This window comes from Pseudomonas sp. MWU12-2037 (genome assembly GCF_023242345.1).
GTDB lineage: Bacteria > Pseudomonadota > Gammaproteobacteria > Pseudomonadales > Pseudomonadaceae > Aquipseudomonas > Aquipseudomonas gingeri_D.
Map to the genome: position 1 here is coordinate 53,131 of NZ_JALLIZ010000009.1, position 16,320 is coordinate 69,450.

The following is a 16,320-nucleotide window of genomic DNA, read 5'->3' on the forward strand; positions in this document are numbered from 1 at the left end:
CTCTCTGCCCGCCGTCCGTGCGCTGCCCGTCTACACTCGAATCATTCCTCCGAGCCATAACGAGACCGTTATGCCCAGACTGTCGGCCCTGCTTCTGTTTTTGCTGCTTACCTGGACCGCTACGGCTGGTGCGTTGAATCTTACCGATGATGAACGTGACTGGCTGAAAGCCCACCCGCAATTGCGCCTGGGCGTGGATGCCTCATGGCCGCCCTTTGAGTTCAGGGGCGAAAATGGCGCTTACCAGGGACTGACGAGCGATTACGTTCACCTGATCGAAAAGCGCCTGAACATCACGCTCAGCCCCATCGAGCCGGTGAATTGGACCGAGGTGCTGGAACAGGCGAAGGCCGGCCAGATCGACCTGCTGCCCGGCATCATGTCGACCCCGGAACGGCAAGCCTATCTGTCCTTTACCCGCCCTTACCTGGATTTTCCGATTGTCATCCTGGCCCATGAAGGCGGCGCCAACCCCCATGACATGAAAGAACTCTATGGCCTGAAAATCGCCGTGGTGGAGAACTACGCACCCCACGAGCTATTGCGCAGCCATCATCCGGACCTCAACCTCGTACCCATGCCCAATATCAGCTCGGCCCTGCAGGCCCTGGCCACCGATGAGGTCGATGCGGTCATCGGCGATCTCGCCTCCAGTGTCTGGAGCCTGAACCAGCTCAAGCTCGAAGGGCTCTACGTCAGCGGTGAAACGCCCTATCGCTACCAGTTGGCGATGGCCGTGCCCAAGGAACAGAAAGTCCTCGTGGGGATACTCGACAAGGTTATGGCCGACATGACCGTCGCCGAAAAGGAGACGATCCAGAACCGCTGGGTGGGCAACGTCCTGACCAGTCGCTCCATCTGGGCCGATCTACTGCTTTACGGCTTGCCCTGTGTCCTGCTGCTGATCGCCATACTGGCCGCGGTCATTCGCATCAACCGCCGCCTGAGCTCGGAAATATCCCAGCGCGTGGCCCTCGAGCAGGAACTACGCAGCAGCGAATACCATTACCGCGGCCTGGTGGAGAGCCTGTCGGCCATCGCCTGGGAAGCGCGCATGGACTTCACCTACACCTACGTCTCGCCCCACGCCGAAGCCTTGCTCGGTTATCCGCTGGCCCACTGGCTGATTCCCGGCTTCTGGCGCAGCATCACCCACCCTGCCGACCTGACCCGTGCCCAGACCTTCTGCGACAAGGAGATCATCGAGGGCCGCGACCACACGCTCGACTACCGGGTGATCAGCGCCGACGGTCGCACGCTCTGGGTCCGCGACCTGGTCAGCCTGATCGAACACGACAGTGAGCCGCTTATCCGTGGCCTGATGATCGACATCAGCGAAACCAAACGGACCGAAGAGGCGTTGCGCCTGTCCGAACAGAAATTCGCCTCGGTCTTCCAGCAATGCCCGGACATCCTGGTGATCGCCCGCCTGTCCGACGGCCACCTGCTGGAAGTCAACACCGCCTTCGAGGAGCAGATCGGCATGAGCGCCCGGGAGGTGATCGGGCATACCGCTACCGAGCTCAATATCTGGGGCATCGACGGTGTCGGCTCGGGACTGCTGGAGCGGTTAAGGGGCGGCAGTATCCGTAACCTGGAGATGCCTTTCAGGCGCAGCAATGGCCAAATGTTCACCGGACTGATCTCCGCCGAGCCCTTCGAACTCGACACCACGCCGGCCCTGGTGGTGGTGGTCAGGGACATCAGCCAGCTCAAGCAAACCCAACAACAACTGCAAACCTCCGAAGAAAAGTTCGCCAAGGCCTTCCACGCCTCCCCCGACGGTTTGCTGTTGAGCCGGCAAAGCGACGGCCTGCTGCTGGAAGTCAATGAAGGCTTCAGCCACCTCACCGGCTACAACAGTGCCACCTCGCTGGATCGTTCGACCCTGGAACTGGGCATCTGGGTCAACCTGAACGAACGCAAACACATGCTCGAACTGATGCGGCGCGATGGTTTCGTCCGTGATTTCAGCTGCCATATCCGCCGCAACGATGGGCAGATCCGCCTGTGCGAAGTCTCCAGTCGGCCGCTACCGATCGGCGGGGAAGACTGCATGCTGACCATCGCCCGGGACATCACCGAACGCCACGTCATGCAGGAAAAGCTGCAACAGGCCGCGACCGTCTTCGAAAGCACCGCTGAAGGCGTACTGATCACCGATATCCAGCAACACATCAGCGCGGTCAATCGGGCCTTCAGCGAAATCACCGGCTACAGCGAAACCGAAGCCCTGGGCCACACCCCGCGCCTGCTTGCCTCCGGCCAGCATGACAGCGCCTTCTATGCGGCCATGTGGCACCAGTTGACCGCCGAAGGTCATTGGCAGGGCGAGATCTGCAACCGGCGCAAGAACGGCGAGCTCTATCCTAGCTGGCTGACCATCAGTGCCGTGCGTAACCGCGAGAACGTCATCACCCACTTCGTCGCCGTGTTCGCCGACATCTCCAGCCTGAAACATGCCCAGGCGCGCCTGGACTACCAGGCCCACCACGACCCGCTGACCGGCCTGCCCAACCGCACCCTGTTCGAAAGCCGCCTGTTGGCCGCCCTGAACAGCCAGGCCGAAAACGGCGGCCAGGGGGCGGTGCTGTTTCTCGACCTCGACCGTTTCAAACATATCAACGACAGCCTCGGCCATCCGGTTGGCGACCTGTTGCTCAAGGGCATCGCCGTCAGGCTCAAGGAGCAACTGCGCGACGTCGACACCGTGGCCCGACTGGGCGGCGACGAGTTCATCATCCTGCTGCCGGGCCTGCACCAGGCCAGCGACGCCACGCACCTGGCCAACAAGCTGCTGGGTTGCTTCGGCGCGCCGTTCCAGGCGGGTGAACACGAGTTTTTCATCAGTGCCAGCATCGGCACCAGCCTCTATCCCAAGGACGGCAATGACGTCGCCACCCTGATCAAGAACGCCGATGCGGCGATGTACCGCTCCAAGGCCAAGGGCCGTAACCGGGTCGAAAGCTATACCCGCGACCTCACGGCCCAGGCCAGTGAACGCGTGGCTCTGGAGCACGAACTGCGCCGGGCCATCGAGCGCCAGGAACTGCAACTGCTCTACCAACCCAAGATCAGTCTCCACGGCGGTCAACTGGTGGGGGCCGAGGCCTTGATTCGCTGGCAGCATCCGACCCTGGGCGAGGTACCCCCGGAGCATTTCATTCCGCTGGCCGAAGAAAACGGCATGATCCTGCAGATTGGCGACTGGGTGCTGGAGCGCGCCTGCCGGCAGATGCAGCGCTGGAACAGGACCCATGGCGACTTCGGTCCGCTCTCGGTCAACCTCGCCGGCGCGCAGTTGCGCCAACCGAACCTGCTGGCGCGGATCGAACAGTTGCTCAGGGATTACCGGCTAGAGCCCGGCTGCCTGCAGTTGGAGATCACCGAGAACTTCATCATGAGCCAGGCCGAGGAGGCCCTGGAGGTCCTGCATCAACTCAAGCACCTGGGGGTGCAATTGGCCATTGATGACTTCGGCACCGGCTATTCGTCACTGAGCTACCTCAAGCGCCTGCCGCTGGATGTGTTGAAGATTGACCAGTCGTTCGTCCGTGGTTTGCCGGACGATCCCCATGATGCCGCTATTGTGCGCGCTATCATCGCCTTGGGTCGCAGCATGCAATTTACGGTGATTGCCGAGGGTGTGGAGAACCAGGCACAGCAGGATTTCCTGGCCGTCGAGGGCTGCGAACAGATCCAGGGTTACATCGTCAGCCTGCCGCTACAGGCCGAAGAATTCGCCGCGGCCTTCCTTCATATGAGGCTTTCGGAGTTTTCGGATAGCCCCCGCGAGAAACCATCGCTATAATTCGCGGCCTACTGAGGGCCTATAGCTCAGTTGGTTAGAGCAGAGGACTCATAATCCTTTGGTCCACGGTTCAAGTCCGTGTGGGCCCACCACCTTGAAAGCCGCGCAGTGCGCGGCTTTGTCGTTTTTGCTCCGAGTCAGATTCCCTCTCTGAAAATCGAAAAGGCAGCTTTCTGTCCACAAAACGTCCACATCTGAAAAAACGCCGGCGCATCGAACTCAAAGCTATAGCTCGTCTAGTGAAACCTTAATTCGCTGGGGAGCTGCCAATCGCTCCCGCACCGTCGCGTCCTTGGTTATCAGAATGGGCTTAAACGGCAGCTGATCGCGCGCTGCTACGTACTGCAAGGCTTGACGCATCAGCTCGGAAGGAGTGACACCGAGTTTTCCCAGCTCCTGGCAAGCACGTGCCTTGAGGTCGTCGTCAATGCGGACTTTGATGGATGTCATGGGATACCTCTCACTGTCATGACAGCGAGACAAAAAGGCTTTTTTTGCAAGCCCGCACGGTGGCCGTTCAGTCTGCTGATCAGCAACCCAACCGCAGCATGCGCTACTTCAATCAAAAGAGTGGTCGTCCAACGCCGCTGAGCCGTGATGGGGCGAGGACGATCCTTCAAGTAGAGCATCCACCACAGCCCGTGCCATTTCTACCGAGTGAAGCATGCCCCAAAACAGAGATCGCTCCACCGGATTCGTGTGCAAGCTGATTTCATCACCATTCAGTTCGGCGGCTTCGAGCAATTTCGAGACGTAGATCAACGCGTCCTGAGCATTGACGCCTGGTTGGATGGCAAAAATCGAGGGTTTGAGAGGGTCAGCGTGATCGATGGTTTTGGATACGGTTAAAGCGAGGGTATCAAGCAAATGGGTTGTATCAGAGCGGAGTGCTTTCACAGAGCCACTAGCGCCGTCAGCAGCGCCACGAAAGAGAGACCCATCACCATCTGGCGTAGGGTCTTTAGAAACAGAAACAAGATGCGGATCAGGGACAATTTTCTTGGACACAGGCAAAACTCCTACGCGGTATGGATGACTACGTTTGAAATCCGCGGGTGTCCAGCCCGGTCGCTGAATTTGCAGCGACGGTCAAAATGTAGTTGTCGTACTTGGCTGACGCAACGTGAAAACCGTGTGCAAATGTATGCACCTCAAGGAGCACACACCTGGTGTTGAAGTCACCTGCTGACGGCGACTCTTCCAGTCACCCCTTTTTCGACAGGATGTGCAGCGTCTTGGCCAAGGCATCCTGACTTAGCCGTTGAGCCTCGCTAGGCTCAACGGCTCATGCTGGCCCGGCTTCAATTCAGCGAGCGTGTGCATGCACTAGCCGAAGGTTTTCATAAACGGCTCAGCACATTGCCTAATTGCCGTGACTACATTCGGTGCCTGTTCACAAAGCTCAGTCGAGCGAGCCAGTACCCGTTCCAGTACTTGCAACTGATCGCGGATTACCTCTTCTGGCCGGGCTACCTCACACACTAGAGCGAAGTCCAGCAGCCCCTGCCGTGAGGCGAATAACGATTTGTTGCCGACAAGATCAAGCGCCAATACGTCCTTTGGAAGGTAAGCCGTGGTGTTGACGATGTCGTAGGCAGGTGCCAGCCGCGCATCGCGCTGCGTGGGGTCGGAATACAGCAGCCCGAAGTTCTTCAGATGAGCGTCGCCGTTACCAACGATGCAGCTCAAGGTCACGATGGCAAATAGCTGGGCCAGTGAGCCTTGCACCTGCTCGGGCGAGCAGAATAGACGGATGGCCTTGGCAATGGCCGAATAGCTCTTGCTGTACTTTTGCTCTGCAGCAAGCCCCATCAGTACCGCCATGTCCTCGAAGCCAATGGGATTGAGTTGCTCATCCCTATCGAAGCGGCGCATGACGAACAGCTTGGCATTATCGGAAAGGTAGAACTCCGGCACCGTAATCCCGGCTTCCCTGGCCACGGACATACAGAGGAACTCGTTAATCGCGAGCCCCGGAAACTCGTCTCGGCCGCTCTTGACGATCAGGTCAGAGGTTTTCGAGGTAAACCGTTGAGGCGCACCATCCGGATGCTCCGGCACCAACACCTTGGGCTGCACGCCCGATATCCCGGCGCGCAGAATATAGCGATCTACCAAATCGGCAAAAATGTCTTGTGCGCCATCCCAGGCCAGGATTTCCTCCAGCTTTTCTCCAGGGTACTGTTGACGCTGCAAGAGCGCATCGACCTCCGGCGAACTCACCGCTACCCGCCCAATAGGCGAACTGCTACCAGACAGCGCAAGCAGCAGCATGGGATCGACATTCGCCACCTTGGCAAGACGGTTGCGCAACTGCTCCAGGACATAACCTTCCGGGAGGTTCATCTGGAAGATCGGATGCAATTCTCGGTGACGGTATTCATCCAGACGCACAGGCATCAGCAAACTGATCGCGGCTTGCGTCTTGGCCTCTTCGTGATAACGAAACAGATAGTCTCCACCGCTGCCAAGGATCCTCCCGCTGTCACCTTGAGGCGTCGCAACTTGCAGTACGGTTGTCATCAGTCGAACACTCCCTGTATTTCATCCAGCGTGGGCATTACCGCCGGCACCACGGCGAACTCACAGTCCATAGCGCCCAGGACTCGCGCATAGGCGACCATGCCTACTGACAGGTCACCCTTCTCGATGGCGATGACCTTCTGTCGGGTGATGCCAGCTAAGGTAGCGAGCCTGGCTTGAGTCAGCCCGCGATTCAGACGACGCTGCCGGACCTGATCGCCGAGACGCACTGTGATGAGGGAATAGTCCATGTTCTGTATACGCGACAAATGATATTAAATGTAACGTATACCGAACTTTAAGAAAAATCAAAGCAGATATACGGCTCAACCCAAGAGCAGCCTGCAAGCGTCTCCCAGCTAGACGATGAGCCGAATAAATCGCACAATCGGCTCACAAAATGAGCCGAATAGGCCTTTTATTCGGCTCACGCTCATGCGGAGTCCTCTATGAACGATCTGCCTCACTGGATCTGGCAACAGCCCGACTGGCCTCATTTCACCTGGCAGGAAAAGGCCCTGACGCCGCTGCTGCTGGAATGCGGACACGCCCAGGGACGCTTGCTCGGCATGGCCGCAGCCATCGGCGAGGACAGCAGCGCGCAGAACGAGCTGGATGCCTTGCTGCAAAACATCATCACTTCATCGGCCATCGAAGGAGAGCCACTGAATGTCGGCTCTGTCAGGTCCTCACTGGCAAGACGCCTGGGGCTGAGCGCCGACCAATCCGCCAGCCCACGTAGCGAGGGCCTGGCGGAACTGCTGTTGGACGCAACGCAACACCACCAATCGCCGTTGAGCCTTGAGCGCCTGCTGTATTGGCAAACACTGCTTTTCCAGCCCGACGAAAGCCCTCTGGCACCGAAAATCCGTATCGGCAAGCTGCGCGGTAACGAGCCGATGCAGGTGGTCTCCGGACGTCTGGATCGACCTGTCGTGCATTTCGAGGCACCACCGCGGGCCGGGCTCGACGAAGAGCTGATGGCGTTTATCCACTGGTTCAACGCCAGTCAGGCAGATACGGCACTCGACCCACTGCTGCGTGCCGGCGTTGCGCATTTCTGGTTCGTGACCTTGCATCCATTCGATGATGGCAATGGTCGCCTGACCCGCACCCTCACCGATCTGGCACTGGCGCAGGGCGAACAACAGGCGATTCGGTTCTATGCGATGTCCGCGAGCATTCTCGAAGACCGGAAGGGCTATTACGAAATACTCGAGTCCAGCCAAAAGGACTCGCTGGATATCACCCCTTGGCTGCAATGGTTCCTGAAAACCCTGCTGCGCAGCCTGGAGCAGGCCCAGGCCAACATCAATCGGGTACTGGTCAAGGCACGGTATTGGCAACAACATCGCCATCTTCAACTCTCGCCGGAGCAACTCAAAGTTATCAACAGGCTGCTCGATGGCGGTGAGAGAGGTTTCGAGGGTGGTATCAATGCCGCGCAATACCAGGCAGTCACCAAAGTCAGTAAGGCGACCGCGACCCGCCATCTGGCGGATCTTCTGGAGAAAGGTTGCCTCTACCGACTTCCCGGGGGCGGACGCAGTACCCGCTATCAGATTCCCAGCTTGCGCGGCGCTCCCACCTGATTCAACCGGCGAAGTTATCGATCTTGACCTGCCCCTCGGGAAAGGTTGCGATGATCTCCAATTCACCACCCATGGCACGGATGTAATTGCGCAACGTGCTGATGTACATGTCCGTGCGCCGCTCCATCTTGGAAACGGCGGCTTGATTGATGTGCAATGCCTTGGCCAAGGCATCCTGACTTAGCTGTTGCGCCTGACGAAGCTCATGTAACGGCATTTCAGCACGCAGTTGTTGGTACATGGCATCGACACGCACGCGCGATTCAGGCGAGCGCCGTGCCACCAAATCGGCGAATTTCTTAGCCATTGTCAAAACCCTCTTTTCTCAAGGTATCCAGATGCTCGTCGTACAGCCGTTCGGCCTTGGGGATGTTTTCTTCGTACCAGCGGTCCTGACCCGTCTTGTCGCCCCCCAATAGCAAAATGGCACAACGGCGCGGGTCGAATACGTACAACACGCGATAAGGCCTTCCCCCATGCTGTATTCGCAACTCGCGCAAATGCCCATAACGTGAGCCTTTGATGTGGCTGCTGTGAGGGAAACCCAGGTGTGGACCGAGGTCGCCCAGCAACATGACCGTCACCTCGACAGAATCTTGCTCGGATTCAGTCAAGCGATCCCACCAACACTCAAATTCATCGGTGTATTCAACTTCCCAGTTCGCGCTCAAAGTATGCCATCCAAGGAATATAACCCCCAAGGAATTTTTCATGGTTTTTGACCTGAGGCAATAGAGGCAAACAATGAGAAACAATAAGGCCAGAGCCGGGCCCCATCTTGACGTCCTCTCCCGGCTCCTCGTCGTGCGAGCGATCAGTCCGCCCTATTCATGCACCACTCGCACGAGCGCTTCGAATCCCGCCCATGCATCCGAATCTGTAACATGTGAGGTCTTCAACACCCGCCACCGGAGCCCGACCTTGTCCGACACCCGCCCTCCCGCCCTCGATGAAATCGACCGTCAGTTGATTTCCGCGCTACAGATCAATGCCCGTGAAAGCGTGGCGATGCTGGCTCGGCAGTTGGGGATCGCGCGCACCACGGTCACCTCAAGGCTGGCACGCCTGGAAAAAGCCAAGGTGATTACCGGTTATGGCGTGCGACTGGGTCAGCGGGTGGTCGATGGCGGTTTGCAGGCCTATGTCGGGATCACGGTGCAGCCGCGTTCGGGCAAGGATGTGGTGCGGCGCCTCAGTGCCATGGCGCAGATCCATCAGCTCTGCGCTGTAAGCGGCGAGTTTGACTATGTGGCCTGGCTGCGCAGCGATTCGCCGGAACAGCTGGACCAGTTGCTCGACCAGATCGGCAGCGTTGAAGGGGTGGAGAAAACCACTACCTCGATCATTCTCAGTAGCAAGGTGGATCGGGGGCAACCGGTTTAGCCCCGCAAATTTGCTGGCTGAATGCAGTATCTGTAGGAGCGGCCGGTCGACGCTCGATTGCCCGCGAAGCTTTTAGCGCCCTCAAGGTCCTCTTCGCGGGCAAGCACTGCTCCTGCAGGTACGCGTCACCTCGAACAAATAGTTCGTCATAAAGCATCATTTAAGATCAAAACGACGACACTTTGCGTCTTATTAACGCACTCCCCGCTCCCTACAATGGCCTCAGTCTTTTCCTATCTATACTCCAGCCGGATACACCGCCCGGCCCGAGTCGCCAGCAAGGTCAGCCATGAACAAGAACAATCGCCATCCTGCCGACGGTAAAAAACCCATCACCATCTTCGGCCCGGACTTCCCGTTCGCCTTCGATGACTGGATCGAGCACACGGCCGGACTGGGTAGCATCCCGGCGGAAAATCACGGGTCGGAAGTGGCGATTGTCGGCGCCGGGATCGCCGGATTGGTGGCCGCCTATGAACTGATGAAACTGGGCCTCAAGCCGGTCGTCTACGAAGCCTCGAAAATGGGCGGCCGTCTGCGCTCCCAGGCCTTTGAAGGCGCCGAAGGCATCATCGCCGAACTCGGCGGCATGCGTTTCCCGGTCTCGTCCACGGCGTTCTACCACTACGTCGACAAGCTCGGCCTCGAGACCAAACCCTTCCCCAACCCGCTGACCCCGGCCTCCGGCAGCACGGTGATCGACCTCGAAGGCGAAACCTACTACGCCGAGAAACTCGCCGACCTGCCCGCCCTGTTCCAGGAAGTCGCCGACGCCTGGGCCGACGCCCTGGAAGACGGTTCGCGCTTCGGCGATATCCAGCAGGCCATTCGCGACCGCGACGTGCCGCGCCTGAAAGAACTGTGGAACACCCTGGTCCCACTGTGGGACGACCGCACCTTCTACGACTTCGTCGCCACCTCCAAGGCCTTCGCCAAGCTGTCGTTCCAGCACCGCGAAGTGTTCGGCCAGGTCGGTTTCGGCACCGGCGGCTGGGACTCGGACTTCCCCAACTCGATGCTGGAAATCTTCCGCGTGGTGATGACCAACTGCGACGATCACCAGCATCTGGTGGTCGGCGGTGTGGAGCAAGTCCCCCTGGGCATCTGGCGCCATGTGCCGCAACGCTGCGCCCATTGGCCGGCCGGCACCAGCCTGAGCAGCCTGCACCACGGCGCGCCACGTACCGGCGTCAAACGTATTACCCGCGATGCCGACGGTCAGTTCGCGGTCACCGACAACTGGGGCGATACCCGTCAGTACGCCGCCGTCCTCGTCACCTGCCAGAGCTGGCTGCTGACCACCCAGATCGAATGCGAGGAGTCGCTGTTCTCCCAGAAGATGTGGATGGCCCTGGATCGCACACGCTATATGCAGTCCTCGAAGACCTTTGTCATGGTCGACCGGCCGTTCTGGAAGGACAAGGATCCGCAAACCGGTCGCGACCTGATGAGCATGACCCTCACCGATCGCCTGACCCGTGGCACTTACCTGTTCGACAACGGTGACGACAAGCCCGGCGTGATCTGCCTGTCGTACTCGTGGATGAGCGACGCCCTGAAAATGCTTCCGCAACCCATCGAAAAACGGGTGAAGCTGGCCCTGGACGCGCTGAAGAAGATCTACCCGAAAGTGGATATCGCCGCGCGCATCATCGGCGATCCGATCACTGTGTCCTGGGAAGCCGACCCGCACTTCCTCGGCGCCTTCAAAGGCGCCCTGCCCGGCCACTACCGCTACAACCAGCGGATGTACGCGCACTTCATGCAGGCCGATATGCCCGCCGAACACCGCGGCATCTTCATTGCCGGTGACGATGTGTCCTGGACGCCGGCCTGGGTCGAAGGCGCGGTACAGACTTCGCTCAATGCCGTGTGGGGCATCATGAACCACTTCGGTGGACGCACCCACGCCGAGAACCCGGGACCGGGCGATGTCTTCAAGGACATCGGCCCGATTGCCCTGGCCGACTGAAAGGAACGCGCCTGTGCAGATCGCTCTCTATCAATGCCCGCCGCAACCGCTGGATGTCGCGGGCAACCTGCAACGCTTGCAGCGCCTGACCGTCGAGGCCCGTGGCGTGGATGTGCTGGTGCTCCCGGAAATGTTCCTGACCGGCTACAACATCGGTGCCGAAGCGGTAGGTGCCCTGGCCGAAGCTAGCGATGGCACCAGCGCACAGCATATTGCCGCCCTCGCCCGGGCGGCGAACATGGCCATTGTCTACGGCTACCCGGAGCGTGCCGAGGACGGCCAGATCTATAACGCGGTGCAGTTGATCGACGCCCAGGGTCAGAGCCTGTGCAACTATCGCAAGACCCACCTCTACGGCGACCTGGATCATTCGATGTTCAGCGCCGGGCCTGACCACTTCCCCGTGGTGGAACTGGGAGACTGGAAGATCGGGCTGTTGATCTGCTACGACGTCGAGTTCCCGGAAAACACCCGGCGCCTGGCCTTGAGCGGCGCCGAGGTGATTCTGGTGCCCACCGCCAATATGGTGCCGTTCGACTTCGTCGCCGATGTGACCATTCGCGCCCGGGCCTTCGAGAACCAGTGTTTTGTGGCGTACGCCAACTACTGCGGGAACGAGGGCGATATCCAGTACTGCGGCCAGAGCAGCATCGCCGCACCGGACGGCAGCCGCCTGGCCCGCGCCGGCCTGGATGAAACCCTGATTGTCGTCACCCTGGACCGTTCGCTGATGCAGGCCTCACGGGCCAGCAACCGCTATCTGCTGGACCGCCGTCCGGAGCTCTATACGGACCTGAGCCAGGACTGAGCGAGCGTTATCCGCTAAAATGGGCGTTCCTCTTCCAAGGAAACGCCCATGTCCCTGCCAACCGCTCCCGACTCCGAAGGTCCGGTGTCCTCGAACGAATCCGGGGAGCCAGCACAAACACCGCCGCCCGTACCGCCCTCAGAACCTGCCGATCGCGCCGGCTTGATTCGCGGACAAACCAGCGCCCACCGTGGGCTGCGCACCTTTGCCCAGGACCGCTCACGCAATCGTCGCGAACGTTAGGCCAATATCTGCAAGCCGTATTTCTGCACGATGCTCAACAATTTGAGCGCCATGCCGCTGGGTTGCTTGTCGCCCGCCTCCCACTGCTTCACGGTCGAGGCGCTGGTGTTCAGGTAACGGGCAAAAACCGGCTGGCTGACGTGGTTACGCTCACGCAGCTGCTTGATCTGTTCCGGTGCGATTTCATCCGGGACCTGCGCCAGGCAGGACTCATCGAACTCACGCATGGTCGCCTTGCTGATCGCCCCAATGGCCTGCAACGCGCTGGCCGATTCATGAATCGATTCCAGTGCCTCGCTTTTAAATGTCTTGGTCATGACCTATCTCCACAAACTCTTTCATTTCCACTAGCTGTTGAACCTGCTGTTCGCTGAGTCCCTCATAGGCTTTGGCCAGCGCCTTGAAGGCACTGAGCTCCTGTGCCGTGATATTGCTCTGATCGCTTTTGGCGAACAGAAACTGGAAGACCCAGTAACAACGCCCCCTCGCCAATACAATGGAGCGATGACGGTTCTCGTTGAGCCGCTTCTTCCAGACACCGCCGCCCAGATTGTCCGCCTGACCACTAATGGCTTCCCTCATAGCCGCGACTAGCGCTGCATCGGTGATCAGTGCCTTTCTCGCATCGACGCTGAAGCGCCGAGTTTTGAAAAACCTATATGGCATGGAAATCCTTCTCCAAAAAACATACCACTCAGTGGTATATAAATTCAAGTCCGTCACACACCTCGTTGGTCGGACTCCTGAAGGAGCGTCCTTGTGTAAACAGTGCGCCCTGAACGCCGCCCACAAAAAAACACCCCGTGCCAAAAGAGTCAGGCACAGGGCGACGCGTTATACCGCGAGACGGTTCTTGAATTCGTTGGGGAAAAGGCGCCAGTCAATATCAGACGGCAATGCCCTTGCGGCACTGGACCTGAGCGGTCCGCACTCGGGAAAAGGCGCGGGCCAGGCGCAACAGCATCTCGTCGATGTCGCCCTTGCTGACGTTCAGTGCCGGTGAAAAACGCAGGCAATCGGCTTTCGGCGCATCCAGCAGCAGTCCTTCCTGCAGCGCCGCCTTGAGCAGCGCATCCGCCGAATCATCCCCCAGGGTCAGGCCCCAGAGCAGGCCCGTACCGCGCAACTCTCCCTGTGCATAACGTTGGGCCAGGCGCGTCAGCCCATCACGCAGGTACTGCCCGGTTTCGCGGACCCGTGTGAGAAAATCACCCGCGAGCAGCGTCTCCAGCACCGCCAGCCCGGCACTGCACATCATCGCATTGCCATGGTGACTGCCACCGATTTCGCCGGGTGCGAAGCAGCAAGCCTTGCCCCGCGCCAACAGGGCGGCCAGCGGCACGCCGCCGCCCAGGCCCTTGCCCAGGGTGACGATGTCCGCCGTCACGCCATACTGCTGTTCGACCAGCAAGGTGCCACAGCGCCCCATGCCGGTCTGCACTTCATCCAGGATCAGCAGGATGCCCAACTCACGGCATAGCCGTTCGACCCCCTTGAGGTAGTGCCCGGTCGCCGGAATCACCCCGGCGGCACTCTGGATCGGTTCCAGCATGATCGCGACGGTCTTGGCATCCACGGCGGCATGCAAGGCCGGCAAATCATTGAATGGCACCTGGCTGAAGCCCGGCAGTTGCGGCTCGAACCGATTGTCAAAAGCCTCCGACGCTGCCATGGCGCCGAAACCACCGCCGTGACAGGCGTTGCTCACCGAGATGATCCGAGACGCACCACCACGATTTAGTTGCCCCCACTTGCGTGCCAGCTTGATCGCGCCGTCGCAGGCTTCGGAGCCGCTATTGAAAAAATGTACCTGGTCGCAGCTGGTGCTCTCGCACAGTCGCTGGGCCAGATTCAGTTGCCCTTGGTTATGAAACCCCGCCCCGACATTGATCAACCCGTAGGCCTGGTCGGACAAAGCCCGGGCCAGAACACCGGGGCTGTGACCGAGACTGTTGCTGCCACCACCCTGGCTGAAATCCAGATAAGCCTGGCCCTGCGTATCCCATACCGAAGAGCCCTGGCCACGAACGAACACCGGGGCGAGACGCGCATTAGCCGGCATCAGGTATTCATGGCTGACACTGTCTTGCCGGGAGACTTGCCGGTACTCGGCCGTCAGGTCATCGAGACTCGGCGGCGTACGACGTAAGCTGAACAGGTTCATGCGCGCAGACCTTCCAGCGGCAGGCCGAGCAACCGCGCCGACCAGTCTTCCACTCGCCCGCTGCGCAGGCGCTTGATGGCCGTGTCGCGCCAGCGCGAAGACAGCGCAGGACAATCCACCAGCATCTTCAAGCCCGCCTGTTCCAAGGGCTCCTGGAAGAAGGCCTGCAGCGCCCAGGCCACGGTCAAGCCGGGATAGCTGCGCTGAATCAGTTCGAACGGTTGGTCGGCGCTGACAAAGCCCGACTTGAGCACCCGATAGAACCAACCGCAGCGCCCTGTGTCCTGGGCCTCTTGCGGCAGGTCCGGCAAGGTTCCGAGACGACTCAGGCGATAACAGGCCGAGCGCGGCTGGCTGACCTGCAACAACGCACCGCCCCAGCGAAACAGATCGCCCAGGCAGACCTGCTCCTCGGTCAGGCCCTGCGTCGACACGTTCTCGCCAAAGGCCGGTGCCGCCCAATCGAGCTGTGGATAACGTTGCCGCCAGTAGGCGTAATGCTCGGCGGGATAGTGATGCAGCGCCCGCTCGGGCCCGGTATGGAAGCGCGGATCGCCGTGCTCGTCGCTGCCCAGGCCCTGTGGCCACAACCAGAGCCGGTTGGCAACCCGGTGTTTATCCGTATCGCCGAGCAAACCCTGTCCGAGATTTTTTGCCTTGCCTATGTAAACACCGTCCACGCAAACAGTATTCATCGCGTTCTATGGCCCTGTAAGCCTTGTGATTGGGGTTAGACTAGGCTTCCCCGGCACTCGCGGCCATTTCGTTTTTCGAGCATTTTCGATAAGTACAGCTTATGGATTTCAAGCAACTGCGTTATTTCGTCGCGGTGTATGAAGAAGGCCATGTCGGCCGGGCCGCCGAACGCCTGTCGATCTCGCAACCGGCCCTGTCGCAGCAGATCCGCCAGCTCGAACACAACCTCGATGTGGGCCTGTTCGAACGCAGCAGCAAGCGCCTGCTGCCGACCCTCGCCGCCCATACGCTCTACAACCACGCACTACCGCTGCTCGATGGTCTGCAACGGGCTCGGGACGACCTGCGCAACTTCCAGGGCCAGGCCCTGCGCACCCTGGCCATCGGCGTGCTGCAGACCGTGCACACCAGCCTGGTGCCGCAGATGCTGGAACGGGTGCGCAAGGCCCAACCGCACCTGGTGGTGCAGATCTACGAATTGACCGGCATGGAGATCGAGCGACGCCTGCTCAATGGTTCGCTGGATATCGGCATCAGCTATCTGCCGCCGCGCCAACCTGGCTTGCATGGGGTGCTGTTGTACGAAGATGAGCTGCAACTGGTGATCCCGAGCGATCATCCACTGCGCGAATTCAAGAAGGTCTCCTTGAGCCAGGCCGCCGAACTGCCGATGTTGCTGCTCGGTGAGGAATTCCAGATCCGCCAGATCTGGCAGGGGCAACTGGCCAATCTGGGGCGACGCCCTCAGGTCCAGGCCGAGCTGAACAATATGGCCGGCATCCTCGACAGCCTGCCACACACACGATTGGCAACGGTGCTGCCGGGCCGCTCACGGCATGAGCATGACGACGACCTGTTGCTGTGGAAGCCGCTGACCGAACCGCGGGTTGCCTTGAAAGTCGGGCTGGTATGTCGCGATGTGCAGCGCCAGCAGGCAACACTGGAGTTGTTGCGCAACTTGCTCGAAGACGTGATGGTGACAAACCGCCCGGGCGGGCATCCGCCGCCAGTACGAGAAGGGCTGAACTGACCGCTACTTTTTCGCGGGCAAAAGAAAACCCCGCCTAAGCGGGGTTTTGCAGACTGTTTCCCTGACATCCCTTTCACTCCGCCGTCCTGGCAGAATCC

17 protein-coding genes and 1 tRNA gene are annotated in these 16,320 nt (G+C 59.8%); 8 read left to right on the forward strand and 10 right to left on the reverse strand.

Going from position 1 to position 16,320, the window contains the following annotated elements:
• Positions 1-70: 70 nt before the first annotated feature.
• Positions 71-3,811, forward strand: coding sequence for an EAL domain-containing protein (locus M5B42_RS17750; RefSeq protein ID WP_248746576.1), 3,741 nt, complete (start codon positions 71-73; stop codon positions 3,809-3,811).
• A gap of 15 nt (positions 3,812-3,826) precedes the next feature.
• Positions 3,827-3,903 (forward strand) — tRNA-Ile (locus tag M5B42_RS17755).
• Positions 3,904-4,036: 133 nt separating this feature from the next.
• Here M5B42_RS17755 and M5B42_RS17760 read toward each other — a convergent pair.
• The 4 genes from M5B42_RS17760 to M5B42_RS17775 all read right to left on the reverse strand — a co-directional run bounded on the left by M5B42_RS17760 (position 4,037) and on the right by M5B42_RS17775 (position 6,585).
• Positions 4,037-4,261 carry a type II toxin-antitoxin system RelB/DinJ family antitoxin gene (locus tag M5B42_RS17760; protein WP_248746577.1) on the reverse strand — a complete coding sequence of 75 codons (225 nt, stop codon included), beginning with the start codon at positions 4,259-4,261 and terminating at the stop codon, positions 4,037-4,039.
• Between the two features lie 108 nt (positions 4,262-4,369).
• Complete coding sequence (locus M5B42_RS17765; RefSeq protein ID WP_248746718.1) at positions 4,370-4,678, reverse strand: hypothetical protein; 309 nt, start codon at positions 4,676-4,678, stop codon at positions 4,370-4,372.
• Between the two features lie 459 nt (positions 4,679-5,137).
• On the reverse strand, positions 5,138-6,334 hold the full coding sequence (locus tag M5B42_RS17770) for a type II toxin-antitoxin system HipA family toxin (protein WP_248746578.1): 1,197 nt from the start codon (positions 6,332-6,334) through the stop codon (positions 5,138-5,140).
• Positions 6,334-6,585 carry a helix-turn-helix domain-containing protein gene (locus M5B42_RS17775; RefSeq protein ID WP_248746579.1) on the reverse strand — a complete coding sequence of 84 codons (252 nt, stop codon included), beginning with the start codon at positions 6,583-6,585 and terminating at the stop codon, positions 6,334-6,336. Before M5B42_RS17775 ends, M5B42_RS17770 begins: the two co-directional genes overlap by 1 nt.
• A 198-nt stretch (positions 6,586-6,783) precedes the next feature.
• Here M5B42_RS17775 and M5B42_RS17780 point away from each other — a divergent pair, with 198 nt between their 5' ends.
• Positions 6,784-7,926, forward strand: coding sequence for a Fic family protein (locus M5B42_RS17780; RefSeq protein WP_248746580.1), 1,143 nt, complete (start codon positions 6,784-6,786; stop codon positions 7,924-7,926).
• A gap of 1 nt (position 7,927) precedes the next feature.
• Here M5B42_RS17780 and M5B42_RS17785 read toward each other — a convergent pair whose 3' ends face one another.
• Together M5B42_RS17785 and M5B42_RS17790 are read right to left on the reverse strand one after the other, a co-directional pair.
• Complete coding sequence (locus tag M5B42_RS17785; RefSeq protein ID WP_152741060.1) at positions 7,928-8,233, reverse strand: XRE family transcriptional regulator; 306 nt, start codon at positions 8,231-8,233, stop codon at positions 7,928-7,930.
• Positions 8,226-8,639: a type II toxin-antitoxin system RelE/ParE family toxin gene (locus tag M5B42_RS17790; RefSeq protein WP_248746581.1), complete on the reverse strand. Its 414-nt coding sequence runs from the start codon at positions 8,637-8,639 to the stop codon at positions 8,226-8,228. Before M5B42_RS17790 ends, M5B42_RS17785 begins: the two co-directional genes overlap by 8 nt.
• A 208-nt stretch (positions 8,640-8,847) precedes the next feature.
• On the opposite strand from M5B42_RS17790, the gene M5B42_RS17795 reads away from it, so the two are divergent.
• The 4 genes from M5B42_RS17795 (at position 8,848) to M5B42_RS17810 (ending at position 12,332) form a co-directional block, all read left to right on the forward strand.
• Entirely contained in the window at positions 8,848-9,309 is a 462-nt protein-coding gene (locus tag M5B42_RS17795; RefSeq protein ID WP_248746582.1) for an Lrp/AsnC family transcriptional regulator, read from the forward strand.
• A 289-nt stretch (positions 9,310-9,598) separates the two neighbouring features.
• Positions 9,599-11,281, forward strand: a complete 1,683-nt coding sequence (locus tag M5B42_RS17800) for an NAD(P)/FAD-dependent oxidoreductase (RefSeq protein ID WP_248746583.1) — start codon at positions 9,599-9,601, stop codon at positions 11,279-11,281.
• Positions 11,282-11,294: 13 nt separating this feature from the next.
• A complete protein-coding gene (locus M5B42_RS17805) occupies positions 11,295-12,089 on the forward strand; it encodes a carbon-nitrogen hydrolase family protein (RefSeq protein ID WP_248746584.1) in 795 nt (264 codons plus the stop codon).
• Between the two features lie 48 nt (positions 12,090-12,137).
• Positions 12,138-12,332: a hypothetical protein gene (locus M5B42_RS17810; RefSeq protein ID WP_248746720.1), complete on the forward strand. Its 195-nt coding sequence runs from the start codon at positions 12,138-12,140 to the stop codon at positions 12,330-12,332.
• Here the strand turns inward: M5B42_RS17810 and M5B42_RS17815 are convergent.
• From M5B42_RS17815 to M5B42_RS17830, 4 genes are all read right to left on the reverse strand, one after another.
• Positions 12,329-12,649, reverse strand: coding sequence for a DNA-binding transcriptional regulator (locus M5B42_RS17815; protein WP_103497065.1), 321 nt, complete (start codon positions 12,647-12,649; stop codon positions 12,329-12,331). The genes M5B42_RS17810 and M5B42_RS17815 overlap by 4 nt on opposite strands.
• On the reverse strand, positions 12,633-12,998 hold the full coding sequence (locus M5B42_RS17820; RefSeq protein ID WP_152741066.1) for a type II toxin-antitoxin system RelE/ParE family toxin: 366 nt from the start codon (positions 12,996-12,998) through the stop codon (positions 12,633-12,635). The genes M5B42_RS17815 and M5B42_RS17820 overlap by 17 nt, the downstream gene beginning before the upstream one ends.
• Before the next feature lie 220 nt (positions 12,999-13,218).
• Positions 13,219-14,496 carry an aminotransferase class III-fold pyridoxal phosphate-dependent enzyme gene (locus M5B42_RS17825; RefSeq protein WP_248746585.1) on the reverse strand — a complete coding sequence of 426 codons (1,278 nt, stop codon included), beginning with the start codon at positions 14,494-14,496 and terminating at the stop codon, positions 13,219-13,221.
• Positions 14,493-15,191 (reverse strand): MOSC domain-containing protein, encoded by a 699-nt coding sequence (locus M5B42_RS17830; protein WP_248746586.1) that lies wholly within the window; start codon positions 15,189-15,191, stop codon positions 14,493-14,495. The genes M5B42_RS17825 and M5B42_RS17830 overlap by 4 nt, the downstream gene beginning before the upstream one ends.
• Before the next feature lie 101 nt (positions 15,192-15,292).
• On the opposite strand from M5B42_RS17830, the gene M5B42_RS17835 reads away from it, so the two are divergent.
• A complete protein-coding gene (locus tag M5B42_RS17835; protein ID WP_103497069.1) occupies positions 15,293-16,222 on the forward strand; it encodes a LysR substrate-binding domain-containing protein in 930 nt (309 codons plus the stop codon).
• Positions 16,223-16,320: the final 98 nt, after the last annotated feature.

What these genes read in the sequence shown, in the direction of transcription:
- M5B42_RS17750 (WP_248746576.1), top strand. Translation starts at nt 71, where the DNA reads ATGCCCAGACTGTCGGCCCTGCTTCTGTTTTTGCTGCTTACCTGGACC.
- M5B42_RS17760 (WP_248746577.1), bottom strand. Translation starts at nt 4,261, where the DNA reads ATGACATCCATCAAAGTCCGCATTGACGACGACCTCAAGGCACGTGCT.
- M5B42_RS17770 (WP_248746578.1), bottom strand. Translation starts at nt 6,334, where the DNA reads ATGACAACCGTACTGCAAGTTGCGACGCCTCAAGGTGACAGCGGGAGG.
- M5B42_RS17775 (WP_248746579.1), bottom strand. Translation starts at nt 6,585, where the DNA reads ATGGACTATTCCCTCATCACAGTGCGTCTCGGCGATCAGGTCCGGCAG.
- M5B42_RS17780 (WP_248746580.1), top strand. Translation starts at nt 6,784, where the DNA reads ATGAACGATCTGCCTCACTGGATCTGGCAACAGCCCGACTGGCCTCAT.
- M5B42_RS17785 (WP_152741060.1), bottom strand. Translation starts at nt 8,233, where the DNA reads ATGGCTAAGAAATTCGCCGATTTGGTGGCACGGCGCTCGCCTGAATCG.
- M5B42_RS17790 (WP_248746581.1), bottom strand. Translation starts at nt 8,639, where the DNA reads ATGAAAAATTCCTTGGGGGTTATATTCCTTGGATGGCATACTTTGAGC.
- M5B42_RS17800 (WP_248746583.1), top strand. Translation starts at nt 9,599, where the DNA reads ATGAACAAGAACAATCGCCATCCTGCCGACGGTAAAAAACCCATCACC.
- M5B42_RS17810 (WP_248746720.1), top strand. Translation starts at nt 12,138, where the DNA reads ATGTCCCTGCCAACCGCTCCCGACTCCGAAGGTCCGGTGTCCTCGAAC.
- M5B42_RS17815 (WP_103497065.1), bottom strand. Translation starts at nt 12,649, where the DNA reads ATGACCAAGACATTTAAAAGCGAGGCACTGGAATCGATTCATGAATCG.
- M5B42_RS17820 (WP_152741066.1), bottom strand. Translation starts at nt 12,998, where the DNA reads ATGCCATATAGGTTTTTCAAAACTCGGCGCTTCAGCGTCGATGCGAGA.
- M5B42_RS17825 (WP_248746585.1), bottom strand. Translation starts at nt 14,496, where the DNA reads ATGAACCTGTTCAGCTTACGTCGTACGCCGCCGAGTCTCGATGACCTG.
- M5B42_RS17830 (WP_248746586.1), bottom strand. Translation starts at nt 15,191, where the DNA reads ATGAATACTGTTTGCGTGGACGGTGTTTACATAGGCAAGGCAAAAAAT.
- M5B42_RS17835 (WP_103497069.1), top strand. Translation starts at nt 15,293, where the DNA reads ATGGATTTCAAGCAACTGCGTTATTTCGTCGCGGTGTATGAAGAAGGC.